Here is a 14,561-nt window from a genome sequence, read left to right as displayed (position 1 = left end):
CTGACCATCTCGTTCTTATGACGCAAACCGCCTCATTCGTCCGCAACCTGGCTTTTGCAATATCGCTGCTAAGGAGGTCATCTCCACACGCCTTTCATTTCGCGATAGGCGCGAACGTCGCGACAGGGCTCATACCGGTCGCAGTCGTCTATTTCGGCGCGCGTCTGATCGAGCAACTTACCCAAGGCCACACACTAGCGGCGGTCGCGGCGCTGATCGTTGGTTACGTCGTTCTATGCGCCTTCCAGGACAGTCTTGACGCCATCTCCAGCTTCGTTCTCGATACGCTCAGCGATGCTGTCCGAATAACGGTGAAGGGAGAAGTCAATCGCGCCGTATCGACGTTTCCCGACCTTAGCATTCATGAGGATGCCGATCTACGTGAAACTGCCGTGCTCAGCGCAAGCGCTGGCGAACGAATTGCCGAACTCGTGATGCGTCTCTATGCGGTCTCCGTCGGCATAGTCATCGTCATTCCGGTGACTATTCTTACAGCCAGAATTGCATGGTGGGTCCCCGTTCTCATGTTGCTTGCAATGGCCCCCGCGACGTTACTTCGTGCGAAAGCGGAACGTGCAAGTTGGGACGTTTGCGAACACCACGCGTCCACGTTCAACGAGCTTCGCCTTCTGGAACGCGTCCTCACGCAGCCAGACTATGCCAAGGACTTACGCACCTATGCGATGCAGGACTGGCTACTTCATCGCTGGCATTGGCGCTATCGAGGATATTTCTCAGCGGCGAAAATGGTTCGGGTGCGGAATGCCGGAAAGCTGGCAGCAGCGTCTCTCTTCGCGAGTGCGTGTCTTGGCGTGTCGCTCGCCGTGATCGCCGATGGCTTCTCGGCGAGCCGATTCAACGTCGGCGACCTCGCGATTTTTCTCGGTGCACTGGTGCAATTGAGGGACGGTCTCAGGGCCATCGTCTATAACTTCGGCGACACGCTCGCGGTAACGTATGCGGTGCATCCCTATCGGAGACTATTGGAGGCGCACGCCGCGCATCGGCGCGAAAGACGGTGCGAAGCGCCAAAGCAACCGGATGCGACTCAGCCACCCACGGCACAGCTGTCTCTTGATAGCGTGACGCTGGAGTACCGCGGTGCGGCCACGCCGGCGCTTATCGGCATCGACCTAACTGTTCGAGCCGGTGAGACTATCGCTGTGGTGGGCGATAACGGCGCTGGAAAGTCCAGCTTGATGAAGCTTCTCTGCGGGCTTTATGAGCCATCGTCAGGCTCGCTGACGTGGGAGGGAGCGAGCCATCGCGTACCACGCATCGTCGCCGTGTTTCAGGACTTTGCACGCTTCCCGCTGACGCCCCGAGAGAATCTGGTTCTGCCGGACCGCGATGACTCGCGCGCCGCAGCATCACTCCAGGCAGTCGGGCTGAACGCTCTGTTAAGCGGGCTCGACAAGCCGCTAACGACTGAAATGGAAGACGGCTCCGATCTTTCAGGAGGCCAATGGCAGCGCCTCGCGATCGCCCGCGCCGTCGCGCATGCGCACGACGCCGACCTGCTCGTCTTCGACGAGCCGACCTCCGCGCTCGATCCCGAATCCGAAGCCCGGATCATGTCGCTGCTTCTCGAAACGGCCGCGGGCAAGACCGCCTTCATCGTCAGTCATCGACTCGCGCTGACGCGCTTCGTCGATCGGATCATCGTGCTCGATCGCGGACGTATCGTCGAAGACGGCTCCCACCACACGCTGATGCAAGCGAACGGCAAATACGCGCGAATGTTCCGCGCCCAAGCGGCTTTTTACCACTAACGACTGACTATTCGCCGCGCCCCGGCCGCAAACGCCGAAGATGTCGAATCACGAAGCCTTCGTTAGCGTCGGCAGGCCCCCTCGCCGCATGCGCGCACTCGACGAGCTTCGCCTCGATCTTGCCGAACACCGATGCCGGCGAAAGCGCCTCGAGCGCGTACTGCCGCGCCGCGGCCCCAAGCACCGCGCGCCGCGGCGCGTCGTCGGCCAGCGCCGCGATCGCGGACGCGAACGCCGCGGCATCGTCGGGCGCCACCACCACGCCTCGCCCGCTGACGACGTCGTAAAGCTCGGTGTCCGACTGCGCCATCGCGACAATGGCGCGTCCGCTCGCCATCATTCCGGTCAGCTTCGACGGCATCACGAGATCGGCCGCATCCGCGCGCTGCGGCAGCGCGTGAATATCGGCAAGATTCAAGAGCTCGTTCAAGCGTTCGGCGGGCTGCAGCCCGATGACCCGGCAGTTCCGCAAAATGGCGCAGCGCTGCGCGAGTTCGGCCTTCGTCGCCCCTTCCCCGCAGAACACGAATCGGATGTCGGTACGATCGGCAAGCCGTTGCGCCGCGTCGGCAAGATACTCGATGCCCTGCTTCTTCCCCATGTTCCCCGCGTACAGAACAACCTTCGCGCCATCGGGAATCGACAGCTCGCGCCGATAGACACTCGGGCGATCGAGCGGACGAATCGTCTCCGTATCGACCCAGTTCGGCGCACAGAGCACGTTGTCCGCATCGATGCCGATTGTGCGCAAGCGCTCGACCATCCTCGTCGAGATCGACGAGACGACATTGAAACGCCTAAGCAGCGAACGCTCCACGGCACGCGCGAAGTGCGCCGCGCGCGCATTGTCGAGTAGCCCGAGACCGAACGCGGCGTCGACCTCGAAGTCCTGAATGTGCAGCCAAGTCCGCGCGCCGGTGATGCGCGCGACGGCGAGCGCCGCGGGCGCGCACAACAGCGTCGGCGCGACGACCATGACGACATCGGGCCACCAGCGCAACTGCAACGCCATCGGAATGGCCGAAGCGAGCGCGAACGAGGTGAGATGCACGAGACGCTTCGCCCCGCTCGGCCGTGCCGGCACCCAGAGCGGCGCGCGCCAGATCTTCACGCCACGCCGCGCCTCGCGCCGGTACGCCCATGCGGACCAGCCATCGGCCACGCGCCATTCCGGGTAATACGGCGGCGCGGTGACGACGCGCACGTCGTGGCCGCGCGCCGCCAGCGCTTCAGCCATCTCCGCCGTGTATTTGCCGGTGCCGGTCAGCTCGGGCGCGTAATTGATGCCATAGACTAGCAGCCTCATTGCTCTAACCGCTGTGCATTCGAGGCGGCCTCGCCGTCGGCGGCCTCGCCGTCGCTCGTGCCGACGAGCATCGTCGCGCAGCCACGCGCGATATTGGAAGCCGCCGCACGGGGATCGAAACGCGCGATCGTGCGCATGCACGCCCGTGCCGTCTGCGCGCTGTCGGCGAACTGGCGCAGAGCCGCCAGCAAGGTGTCGCGCAAGGCGGGAACGTTGCCCGCATCGAAAGCGAACCCGGTCTCGCCCTCGACAACGAGCTCGGGCACGCAGCCGCAACGCTCGCTGACGACGGCAGGACAGCCATGGCTCAGCGCCTCGTTGACGACAAGCCCCCAGGGCTCGCTATAACTCGGCAAAACCAGGCAGGCCGCGCCGAAATACTCGTTCGAGAGAGGCTCGTCCTGCAGACTGCCCGTGAAATGCACGGCTTCACGCACACCGAGCGCATCGACCGACGCCTGCAGCGTATCGTGCATCGGCCCCGTGCCGACGATGCGCAGCGTGGCATTCGGCACCGTCTCGCGTACCTGCGCGAATGCCTCGAGCAGCGTATCGATGCCCTTTTCGGCGGATAGGCGGCCGACATAAAGGAACACGGGTGAGTTGCCGTCGCGGCGCGCGACACGCTCGTCGAACGCGCGCTCGGTCAAGAACGAGCGCGGCAGCGCGGCAGCCTGGCACGGCACGAAGACTCTGTCTCGCTTCGCGCCGAGCGACACCAGATATTCTCGGCTGCGCTCACCGAACCCGAAGTAACCGTCGCACAACGCAAAGAAGATGCGCTTAGGCACGGACGTGAGCAGCCGCCGCGGCCGATCGCGCGCGGTGGAATCGCAGAATACGGCGCGACGTTTGCGCGTGAGCACGCACGCGAAGAGCATCGCCCAGTATTCGGGCCGATGGTAGCCGGGCAGCACGATGAGGTCCGCCTTGGCCTTCATCACCTCCCAGGTGAGGCGCCCCATCATCTTCCACAATGGGACGTCTTCGTAACAGCCATCGAAGAGCTTTTGCATCGGATAGCGGTGAAACGAGTAATCGACATCCGAAAAGCCGATCCGGTCCGTTTCGGTATCGGCGATCTGCACCATCGAGTAGCGGATCGAGCCCGCCGTCGACAAGTTGTGCAGCGCCGTGAAAACTGCCCCCTTGTGGCGCGACCAAACCACGTTATGAAAGATTGTCACCGTTGCCATCATTTTTGATCATCCGTTCGAGGCAGCTTCAAGCACGCCATAACGTGAAAGGAAATCCTCGTAGGTCCGGGCGATCCCCTCCTCGAGGCCGATGCGGGCGCGCCATCCCATCTCGGCGAGCCGCGATACGTCGAGCAACTTTTGCGGTGTGCCGTCGGGCTTCGACGAATCGAAGACGAGCTCGCCTTCGTAGCCGACGATGCGCGTGATGCACTGCGCGAGCTCACGGATGGAGAGGTCCTCACCGACGCCGACGTTGTAGACGCCCTCTCCCACGTCGCGCTCGAGCAGGAAACGTGTGGCATTCGCCAAATCGTCGACATGCAGAAACTCGCGCCGCGGCTTGCCCGTGCCCCAGACCGTCAGCGTCGGCGCCCCGGCGATCTTCGCCTCATGCGCCTTGCGGATCAGCGCCGGCAAGACGTGGCTGCCCTGCGGGTCATAATTGTCGTTAGGACCGTAGAGGTTCGTGGGCATCAACGAGACATAGTGCGTGCCGTACTGACTGTTGTACGCGCTGCACATTTTGAGGCCGGCGATCTTCGCGATCGCGTAAGCGTCGTTGGTCGGCTCGAGCGCCGAGCTCAGCAAATACTCCTCGCGAATGGGCTGCGGGCAAAGCTTCGGATAAATGCACGACGAGCCGAAAAAGACAAGCCGATCGACATTGGCCCGATAAGCCGCATGAATCACGTTCGATTCGATCGCGAGATTTTCGTAGATGAAGCGCGCCGGCTGTGAGGCATTGGCGAGAATGCCGCCGACTCGCGCGGCGGCGAGCAGCACGACATCGGGCCGGACGTCGTCGAGAAAGCGATTGACCGCGTGCTGATCGGTCAGGTCCAACTCGGCATGCGTGCGCACGACGAGGTTACGGTAACCGTTTGCGTCGAGCTCGCGCACGAGCGCCGAGCCGACCATGCCGCGGTGACCGGCGACGTAGATGCGGGCGTCCTTGTCCATCGCAGCTCCTCATTCGTGATGTTCGAGCGCCTTGAAGCCCGCCAGCGTAACGAGCGCATCTCGACGCGCGAGCTGATGATCGGCGCGGACCATTTCCCTCACGAGCGCATCGAAGGAGATGCGCGGTTTCCAGCCGAGCTTCTCGTGCGCCTTCGACGCATCGCCGAGCAGCGTCTCCACCTCGGTGGGGCGGAAGTAGCGCGGATCGACGCGAACGATGACGTCGCCCGGCGCCATGCGCATGTCACGAGACGCGACGTGCTCGACAATGCCGACCTCGTCGACGCCCTTGCCCTCGAAACGAACCGTGACGCCAAGCTCGGCGGCCGCGCGCTGAACGAACTCGCGCACGCTGTATTGCTCGCCCGTCGCGATGACGAAGTCTTCCGGCTCGTCCTGTTGCAGCATCATCCACTGCATTTCGACGTAGTCGCGGGCGTGCCCCCAGTCGCGCAGCGCCGAGAGATTGCCCAGGTACAGCTCCTTTTGCAGGCCAACGGCGATGCGCGCGAGCGCGCGCGTGATCTTGCGCGTGACGAACGTCTCGCCGCGCACTGGCGACTCGTGGTTGAAGAGAATGCCGTTGCAGGCATAGATCCCGTACGCTTCGCGATAGTTGACCGTCGTCCAGTAGGCGAAGAGCTTTGCCACGGCGTAGGGGCTGCGCGGGTAGAACGGCGTCGTCTCGCGTTGCGGCACTTCGCGCACCAGGCCATACAGTTCGGAGGTGGAGGCCTGATAGAAGCGCGTCCTCTTCTCCATGCCGAGAATGCGAATTGCCTCGAGAATGCGCAGTGCGCCGAGACCGTCGGCGTTCGCCGTATATTCGGGCTCGTCGAACGACACGGCGACGTGGCTCTGCGCGGCCAGGTTGTAGATTTCGTCGGGCTCGGCATGTTGGATCACGCGCAAGAGGCTCGCGGAATCCGTCAGGTCACCATGATGGAGAAAGAACCTTGCACCGTCCTCGTCATGAGGATCGCGATACAAGTGATCGATACGGTCCGTGTTGAAGAGCGACGTGCGGCGCTTCAAGCCGTGAACGACGTAGCCTTTCTCGAGCAGAAGCTCGGCGAGGTACGAGCCGTCTTGTCCCGTGATGCCGGTGATCAACGCGACCTTTTTCTTCATCTTCAACCCCCTTGCTGTTGAAGCCACGCCGCCCACCGGGCGGCCGGCGCGGCCAAAAGATTGGGCACGCAAAGCCCCTCACTCGGAGATGCTTTCGTAACCGTAATAACCGCCGTTGTACGAACCGCCGAGCATCGGCACCGCGGGCGGCACGTCGGTCAGCAGGACACCTTTCAGATTGACGCCGCCCGTCTCGAGGCGCTTCGCCGTCTCGCTGATTTCGGCGATCGGATGGCGTCCATAACGCACGACGAGCAGCGTCGTGCCCGCATACTTGCCGATGACGGTCGAATCGGTCACCGCGAGCACCGGCGGCGTATCGATGATCACGAGGTCGTAGCGCCGCGAGATCGCTTCGAGCAGGTCGCGGAAACGCTCGCTCATCAGAAGCTCGGAGGGATGCGTGGGCAGCGTTCCCTTCGTCAGCACATCGAGGCCGGGCAGCACTTCGCGCTGGATCACGGTGGACGGATCGGCGCCGCGCAGCACGTCGGAGAGCCCCGGCTGGTGCCGCACGCCGAAGTGCGAATGCACCTCGCCGCGCCGCATGTCGCCGTCGACGACGAGCACGCGCTTGCCCGCCGAGGCGACGAGCGCGGCCAGGTTGACCGACAGGAACGACTTGCCCGCATCGGGACGCGAGCCCGTCAGCATGACAATGTTATTGGGAGCCTGATCGAGCGAGAGCTGCAACGTCGTGCGCAGGCTCCGCACGCCTTCGACGGCGATGTCCTGCGGCGATTGCGCCGCAAGCACATGCAAGCCCTGCCGGCGCATCATGACGTTCTGCTGCAGGCGAAGCTGCAACCCGCTGCGCGGCACGACCGCGAATACCGGCACCCCGATCGCGCTCTCGATCTCGTCGGCGCGCTCCACGCCACCGTACAGCGCCTTCTTCACGAACGCGCAGACGATTCCGACGAACAGACCGCCGCCGAAACCGATGAGGATCACGATGAAGCGCTTCGGCCAGACGGGCTCGTCGGGTGTCTCGGCGAAGTCGACGACGCGCACGTTGCCGATCTGTCCCGCCTTCACCACGCGCAGCTGCTGCGCACTGTTGAGCAGATTCGTGTAGAGCTCCGTGTCGACGCGGACGTCGCGCAACAAGCGCAAAGCGGTCTGCTCCGTGTCGGGCAGCGCTTCCACGCTTTTCGACATTTGCCCCTGCGAACCCTGTAACTGCGCGATCTGGGCGTCGAGCGCCTGGACCGCCGGGTGATTCGCCGTGAAGCGCTGCGAGAGATCCGCGCGCTGACGTTGCAGGTCGGCCAGCTTCGTCTTGTTGTCGACCATCTGTTGCAGCAACAGGCGACTCTCTTCGCTCAGATCGACGGTACCGTGCTGATTACGGAAGTTGTTGTAACGCTGCTCGGCTGCGTCGAGCTCGTGGCGCAACTGCGGCAGCTGCTCGTCGAGGAACGAGAGGGTGCGCTCGGCTTCGGCCATGCGGCGATCGGCGTCCTGCTTGATGAACTGCCGCGCGATGCCATTGACGACGTTGGCCGTCAGCACCGGATTCTGCCCTTGCAGCGTGACGCTGATGATGCCGGACTGCAGCGCCGTTTCCGTGACGCGCAACGCCTTTTGCAGCCGCTCGACGGTATCGAGCGTCGACGAGCGCGTGAGTTGGAACTGCGTGCCGGGACGGCCCGTGAGTTGATCGACGTGAACGGTTACCGGGCCCGCCGCCGAGACGCCGCTCACGTCCTCGCCGACGCGGCCGTTCGCGATTGCGATGCCTTCGGGGTCGTTGACGGTAAATGTGCCGTTCGGACCGGCCGTCAGCGTGAACGTCTTGCCATAGAGCGTTTTAGGCGTATCGAAGCGCGCCACCGAGATCTTCTCGTTGCCCCAGGCGAAACCGCCGAGATCCATGAACGGCTGGACCTTGAAGCCCCACTTGCCCGTCGTCAGCGCCGCGAGCAGCGGCCCGATCACGGGCACCTCGCGCGGCTCCGCCGCAATATCGAGGTGCAGGTCGCGCACCGTCGCTTCCGTGACGAGGCGCGATTTCAGCAGCTCGATTTCCGCGGCCGTGGTCGCCTTTCTCGTGAACATTCGCGAGAGCGGCTCGATCTGCTGCTGCTGGTTGTTGCCACCGCCGCCGTTGTCGCCGTTCTGCACGTCTTCGACCTGAATCACCGCGTCGGCCTTGTAGACCGGCTTGGCAAGAAATGCGTAGGCCACGCCGAGCAGCGTCACAGCGGCCGTGACCATTGCGATGAGCCGCCAATTGCTGAATATCGCCTGAAGATAATCGGTCAGACGCAATTCGTCGGCGGCCGAAACGTCGGTGTAGCGGTTGTCGAAATTCATAGCCATGTCAGTTGCTCTCTCTTGCGAGATGTCCCGTCATGCCTCGCCGCGCGTGACGGGACGTATGTTTGCAATCGATGTCAGTACTTCGACACGAGGGCTCCTGTGAGCGCCGCATTGACCGCCGGCAGCAGCAGGTTCAGCACACGGTTGAACTTGACGAGGCCACCGTTATCGACGTACACGACGTCTCTCGGTTGCAGCTGAAACTGATTCGCGAGCACCATCGAGACAGGCGACGTCGCGTCCAGGTGGTAGATCTGCGGCTGGACGCCGTCACCGTCGCGAATGACGAACAGCGACTTGGCCTTGGCGGTGTTGTCGTTGAAGCTGCCCGCCTCCGAGATCGCCTGGGCCAGCGTCAGCTTGCCGTTGCGCAACGGCATGACCGTCGCGGGCTTGTTGAGCTCACCCATCATGTAGACGCCGTTCTCGTCGCGCGAACCGACGCGCACCATGTCGCCGGGCTTCAGCAGAATGTCATTGGGGTTGCGCCCCGCCCTCACGATTGCGTTGAAGTTGATCGGATACGTCACTCCTCCACGCACGAGCGATACCTGACTTTGATCCGCGTTGGCCGTGAACCCGCCGGCGCGGCCGATCGCCTGTGTCAGCGTCATCGGAATGTCGTTGATCTGCTGCGAGCCGGGCTTGCCGACCTCGCCGTCGACATAGACTTGCGAGGCGCGGAACGAAGCGACGCGCACCGTCACCTCGGGGCTTTTGTAGACTTTGCTGATCCGCGAAACGATCTTGCGCTGGACTTGCTCGACGTTGTCTCCGCCAACGTGAACGGTCCCCGCGTACGGGAACTGAATGTTGCCCGCCTCGTCGACGAGGAAGCCGGGCGCGGCGTCGGACTCGCGCGTGTTCTGCACTCCCTGGCCTAGCGCGGCCGCGAGTTCAGGGTGATCCCAGACCGTGATCTGCAGCACGTCGCCAGGGCCGACCGTGTAAGCGCTCGGCTTGCCGAACAGGCTCGTCAGCTGCGGCGAAAGCGGCTGCGCGCCTGCTTGCCCGTTCATCTGGCGAATCAGTGCGAGATTGATGTCCGTGATCGGAACCTGGACCTTCTGCTCCGGTTCCTTGCTGTATTGACCGCCCGTCTCCGTCACTGTCGGCGGCTGCTCCATGCGCTGGCCGGGCACGATCGAGCAGGCCGAGACGAGGCCCGCCAGCGCGACGAAAACGAATGTCATGAATGCGCGGTTGCGCAGCTCCCAATAGCACATGATTTTTGTCCTCCTTGCCGGTTATTGACTACAGCGCGCGCCTACCGGGAAAGCGGCGCCATTTGGCCTACCATCAGTCAAGTCAGTAAGCGTTGCTATGGATCAGTCCCTTGACGACGGTGGCGGCGATGATCCTCATATCCAACCCGAAGGACCAGTTACCTAGGTAGTACAGATCGTGCGCGACGCGCCTCTCCATCTTCTCGATACGGTCCGTTTCGCCTCGATAGCCGTTGATCTGAGCCCAGCCCGTGATGCCTGGCTTGATGCGATAGCGATGGATGTAGCCGGCGACGACCTTCTGATAGAGATCGTCGTGTTCGAGCGCGTGCGGGCGCGGCCCCACCACCGACATGTCGCCCTTCAGCACGTTGATGAACTGCGGCAGCTCGTCGAGGCTCGTGCGGCGCAGGAAGGCACCGAGCTTCGTCACGCGCGGGTCGTGCCGCACGGCCTGCTTGACGACCCCCGGCTCTTCCACGTGCAGCCGCATCGAGCGGAACTTGTAAATCGTAAAGACGCGTCCATCGGCGCCCTTACGTTTTTGCTTGAAGAAGACAGGCCCCGGTGACGAAAGCTTGACGGCGATCGCGATCGCAATCATCAGCGGCGCTAGCCCGATCAGAGCGCAGGCCGCGAAGACACGGTCGAAGAGCTCCTTTTTCATCATCGCGCTCGGCGAAAGCGGGGACGCGATGAGATTGATCGCGGGGACGCCCAGCAAATCGATGATGCCGCTCGTATCGAAGAGCGCGAGCGAACGCACGTCGGGCATGAAGCGGATGTTCACGAGGTCGTTGCGAAACTCCCCGATGATCGACAGGATCGTGCGCTCCTCCGAGAGCGGCAGCGCGAGCCACAACTCGTGCACATCGCTCGTGCGGACATACTGCGCGAACGACTCGATATCGTCGAAGCGCTGCATGCGCGCATCGGACCCGCTCGACTCGGCCGCGGACGCGGCCGCTGTTCTTGCGGCGCGCGCCGAGGCGTCGAGCCGCGCGTAGGCATGGGTCGCTCGCAGCGCGAGTGGCAAGCCGAGCGGCGAGGGCGCGACGGATGCGTCGGCCGAAGCCGCGTCGAGCACCTGCGCTTCGCCGCTCGCCGTCTTCGGCACGTAGATGGCGGAAGCGCGAAAACCCGTCGCCGGCGCCGCTTGGATGCGGCGCAGGATCGCGTTGCAATGGTGGCCCGATCCGACGAGTGCCACCTGATGCAGGTTCATGCCCGCGTGGCGCAGGCGCGCCAGCACCGCATGCGAGGCGAGCCGGTAGGCGATCAGCAGGCCGCCGGCGAGCGCGGTCCAATACGCAAACCAGAGCCGGGAGACGAAATCGATCTGGCGCAGCGAGAACATCACCATCAGCGCGCATGCCTGCACGACGAGCCACGCGAGCGCCACTTGCCCCGCCAGCACGCGCTTCGAGCGGCCGCGCCACGACTCATAGACCCCGAATACGGGGAACAGCACGAGCGCGAACGCCGCGGTGAAGAGAGCGAACGCATCGGTAAAGCCGCGATGGGCCCAGCCCGAAAAGCGCATTTCCGAAGCCAGCACTGCCGTCGCGATGATGAGCACGACATCGATGAGCCGCGCACATAAGCCTTGTAGGTCACGCATATCGGTACTCCGGGACCCGGGACGCATCAATGCGCCTTCGAGCCATTGCCGTCTTGCTTGCCGTTGTTGCCTTCCTGGACGGCTTGCGCCGCGCATCGCCCGTATTGATCGTCGAAACGGACGATGTCGTCTTCACCGAGATAGGCGCCCGACTGCACCTCGATGATTTCGAGCGGCACCTTCCCCGGGTTCTCGAGCCGATGACGGACGCCGAGCGGGATGTACGTCGACTCGTTTTCGCTCAACAGGAACTGCTCGTCGCCGCGTGTCACGAGCGCCGTCCCGCGCACGACGACCCAGTGCTCGGCGCGATGGTGGTGCATCTGCAGCGACAGGCGAGCCCCCGGTGAGACGACGATGCGCTTCACCTGGAATCGATCTCCGTGGTCAATCGAGTCGTAAAAGCCCCAAGGACGGTGCACCTTGCGATGAGCATCCGCCTCGGGCGCATGGTCGGCCTTGATGCGCGCCACGAGCCCCTTCACGCGCTGAACATGGGAGCGATCGGCGACGAGCACCGCGTCGGGTGTCTCGACGACGACGACATTGGACGTACCCACGCACGCGACGAGCCGGCCCGCCGAATGCGCGTAAGTGGAAGTGGCGCCTTCGAAGACGACGCGCCCACGCGCGACATTGCCGTCCCCATCCTTGTCCAGCGCATCCCAGACCGCGTCCCAGGAGCCGAGGTCGGACCAGCCGGCATCGAGCGGAATCACCACGCCACGGAACGCCGAGTCGCCCGCGCCGAGCCGTTCCATGACCGCGTAGTCGATCGAGTCCGCCGGCGCGCGCTCGAATGCCTCGGGCGCGGGATCGAAACGCTCGCCGCGCGTCGTGCCGCCGGCGACCGCGGCGAGACAGGCCTCGTGCATCTCGGGCCTGAACGCGCGCAGCGCGTCGAGCCAGACCGAGGCGCGCATGATGAAGATGCCGCTGTTCCACCAGTAGGTGCCCGCGGCCAGATACTGCGCGGCGAGCTCGGCGGCCGGCTTCTCCACGAAGCGGTCGATTTCGTGCGCGCCGTCGTCGAGCGCCTCGCCGACGCGGATGTAGCCGAAGCCCGTATCGGGCCGGGTCGGCGGCACGCCGAGCGTCGCGATCGCGCCGCGTTCCGCGTATTGCGCGGCAAGCTCGATCGCCGCTTGCAGCGCGGGGATGTCGCTGATCGAATGATCGGCCGGCATGACGACGAGAATTGCGTCGTCGCCCTCGTCGGCGCATGCGCGCGCCGCCGCAAGCGTCAGCGCGGGTGCGGTATCGCGGCGCGCCGGCTCGACGATGAGCCGCGGGACGACGCCGCTTTGACGCAACTGTTCGTCGATGATGAAGCAATGCTCGCCGCCGCAGACGACGATCGGCGAGCCGGCCATCTCCCAGCAGTCGGAAAAGCCGTCGAGGCGACGCACCGTCGCCTGCAGCAGAGTATCGGAGCCCACGACGTCGATGAGCTGCTTCGGATAGTGCTCACGCGACATCGGCCACAAACGCGTTCCGGAGCCGCCGGCCAGCACCACGGGGACGAGCCGCTTGCACGGCGTCGTCGCCACACGCGCCCGCGCGGCGAGGGCGTCGGACCTGGCCGATGCCGCCGCGGCTCCGTTGACGTATCGTTGTTCCTGAGACCTCATGCCATCACCCCTCTTAGCCGCCCGCTTCGCGGCGGCTTTGCATTCGGAACTCGGTCGGCGAAATCATCATCCGCTTGCGGAAAATCTTCGCGAGACGATCGCCGTTGCCCATCCCGCTGCGCCGCGCGATCTTGTCCACCGGCAGTTCCGAATCGATGAGCAGACTGCAGGTGATCGCCAGGCGCGCCTGCAGCAGGTAGTCCGAAGGCGTCATCCCGAGCTCGAGCTTGAAGCGGCGCAGGAAGTTGCGCTCGCTCATCGCGGCCACTTGAGCCGCATCCGCGATCGAAATCGGCCGCTCGCAGTTGTCTTGCAGCCAGCGCGCCGCCGCACGAATCTTGTCGCCGGCACTCGCGGCACCCGCATCGCCGAGCAGCGGCACGAACCGCGCGCTGGAGCCCGGCATCAGCCGCTCGGCGACACTGCGCGCAATGTCGAGACCGAGGTCGCGCTTCACCATCGTCAGCGCACCCTTCATCGGCGCGAGCCGATCGCTCGTATCGACGGGCGGCGTCTCACGCCCGTTCTGCCGCAAATAGCTATTGAACTGATGTTCGCTGTCGCGATTGGCGATGCCAGCCGCCTCCAGCAGCGCACGGCCCTCGTCGATCGAGCGGACGTTCGCCGTCTTCACATGGACCCGGCGCAGCCAGCCGATCAATCGCTCGTCGCTCGCCGCCGCTTGAGCGCCCTTGCCGCCCGCGACGAAGAGCGCGTCAAAGCCGTTGAAATGGCGGGCGTCGAGCCCGTCGGTCCAGACCCTCACCGAAGAGGAGCAGGTGACGTTCCCGCCGCCGGCCGAAAGGAAGGAAACGTCGTAGACCCAATCGTCGCCCGAGCGCGTCGCGACGAGCTCGTTGGCCACATGGAAGACTTCAGCGACAAGTCCTGCACCGAGCAGCGAAAACCCGTCGAACAAGACGATTGCGATGCGGCGCGTTGCGCACCGGGTGCTCTTCTCCGAAACACGCAACCAACCCATCATGGCAGGTTCGATACTCGCGTTACTCGCGTAAGGCATGGCATTTCCCTCAAAAGTCGTTGCCTGCATATCGGCCATCCCCCTGGTCAATTTGCAGTGCATCATAAACAGACGAATAGCGCGTTGCGGATGCCGTGACGCAATTCAGCGACATGTTGGCGGAATTCTTCCGGCGAATGTCGTCTGAATCCAACGACCTTTTTTCACATTGCGCGATTCCGCTGGACCAATCGGACAAATCCAATTAATTACCGAACCTTTCACATACCTTTTAGTAAAAAAACGCCAGCGCGCAGCGGCAGAGCCGATGCCGGCACCGTGGTCTTCCCCTGGCAATAAACGCCTAGCCACCCGTTCCTTGACGGCTTGCGAAAGAGATTCGGCTTCGTGCGAGCCGATATGACCGAA

The 14,561-nt window shown here is 63.9% G+C and carries 10 protein-coding genes; 1 reads left to right on the top strand and 9 read right to left on the bottom strand.

Features of this window, described 5'->3' with window-relative positions; genetic code table 11:
• Positions 1 to 17 precede the first annotated feature (17 nt).
• Positions 18 to 1,772 carry an ABC transporter ATP-binding protein gene (locus tag C9I57_RS10220; RefSeq protein WP_107150493.1) on the top strand — a complete coding sequence of 585 codons (1,755 nt, stop codon included), beginning with the start codon at positions 18 to 20 and terminating at the stop codon, positions 1,770 to 1,772.
• A 7-nt stretch (positions 1,773 to 1,779) separates the two neighbouring features.
• On the opposite strand, the gene C9I57_RS10215 is transcribed toward C9I57_RS10220, so the two are convergent.
• The 9 genes from C9I57_RS10215 to C9I57_RS10175 all read right to left on the bottom strand — a co-directional run bounded on the left by C9I57_RS10215 (position 1,780) and on the right by C9I57_RS10175 (position 14,192).
• Positions 1,780 to 3,078: a glycosyltransferase WbuB gene (locus C9I57_RS10215; RefSeq protein ID WP_107150492.1), complete on the bottom strand. Its 1,299-nt coding sequence runs from the start codon at positions 3,076 to 3,078 to the stop codon at positions 1,780 to 1,782.
• Positions 3,075 to 4,277, bottom strand: coding sequence for a glycosyltransferase family 4 protein (locus tag C9I57_RS10210; RefSeq protein WP_107150491.1), 1,203 nt, complete (start codon positions 4,275 to 4,277; stop codon positions 3,075 to 3,077). Before C9I57_RS10210 ends, C9I57_RS10215 begins: the two co-directional genes overlap by 4 nt.
• A 6-nt stretch (positions 4,278 to 4,283) precedes the next feature.
• A complete protein-coding gene (locus tag C9I57_RS10205; protein WP_107150490.1) occupies positions 4,284 to 5,237 on the bottom strand; it encodes a GDP-L-fucose synthase family protein in 954 nt (317 codons plus the stop codon).
• A gap of 9 nt (positions 5,238 to 5,246) precedes the next feature.
• Positions 5,247 to 6,368 (bottom strand): GDP-mannose 4,6-dehydratase, encoded by a 1,122-nt coding sequence (gene gmd / locus C9I57_RS10200; protein ID WP_107150489.1) that lies wholly within the window; start codon positions 6,366 to 6,368, stop codon positions 5,247 to 5,249.
• A gap of 78 nt (positions 6,369 to 6,446) precedes the next feature.
• Positions 6,447 to 8,693 (bottom strand): polysaccharide biosynthesis tyrosine autokinase, encoded by a 2,247-nt coding sequence (locus C9I57_RS10195; RefSeq protein WP_107150488.1) that lies wholly within the window; start codon positions 8,691 to 8,693, stop codon positions 6,447 to 6,449.
• A 74-nt stretch (positions 8,694 to 8,767) separates the two neighbouring features.
• On the bottom strand, positions 8,768 to 9,919 hold the full coding sequence (locus tag C9I57_RS10190; protein WP_181321787.1) for a polysaccharide biosynthesis/export family protein: 1,152 nt from the start codon (positions 9,917 to 9,919) through the stop codon (positions 8,768 to 8,770).
• 82 nt (positions 9,920 to 10,001) lie between these two features.
• The gene (locus C9I57_RS10185; protein ID WP_107150487.1) at positions 10,002 to 11,540 is read right to left on the bottom strand and encodes an undecaprenyl-phosphate glucose phosphotransferase; all 1,539 of its coding nucleotides are present in this window, start codon (positions 11,538 to 11,540) and stop codon (positions 10,002 to 10,004) included.
• A gap of 26 nt (positions 11,541 to 11,566) precedes the next feature.
• On the bottom strand, positions 11,567 to 13,171 hold the full coding sequence (locus tag C9I57_RS10180) for a mannose-1-phosphate guanylyltransferase/mannose-6-phosphate isomerase (protein WP_258187576.1): 1,605 nt from the start codon (positions 13,169 to 13,171) through the stop codon (positions 11,567 to 11,569).
• 13 nt (positions 13,172 to 13,184) lie between these two features.
• Positions 13,185 to 14,192: a GlxA family transcriptional regulator gene (locus tag C9I57_RS10175; RefSeq protein ID WP_107150628.1), complete on the bottom strand. Its 1,008-nt coding sequence runs from the start codon at positions 14,190 to 14,192 to the stop codon at positions 13,185 to 13,187.
• Positions 14,193 to 14,561: the final 369 nt, after the last annotated feature.

This window comes from Trinickia symbiotica (assembly GCF_003028655.1).
GTDB lineage: Bacteria > Pseudomonadota > Gammaproteobacteria > Burkholderiales > Burkholderiaceae > Trinickia > Trinickia symbiotica_A.
This window is presented reverse-complemented; position numbering and strand designations above follow the sequence as displayed.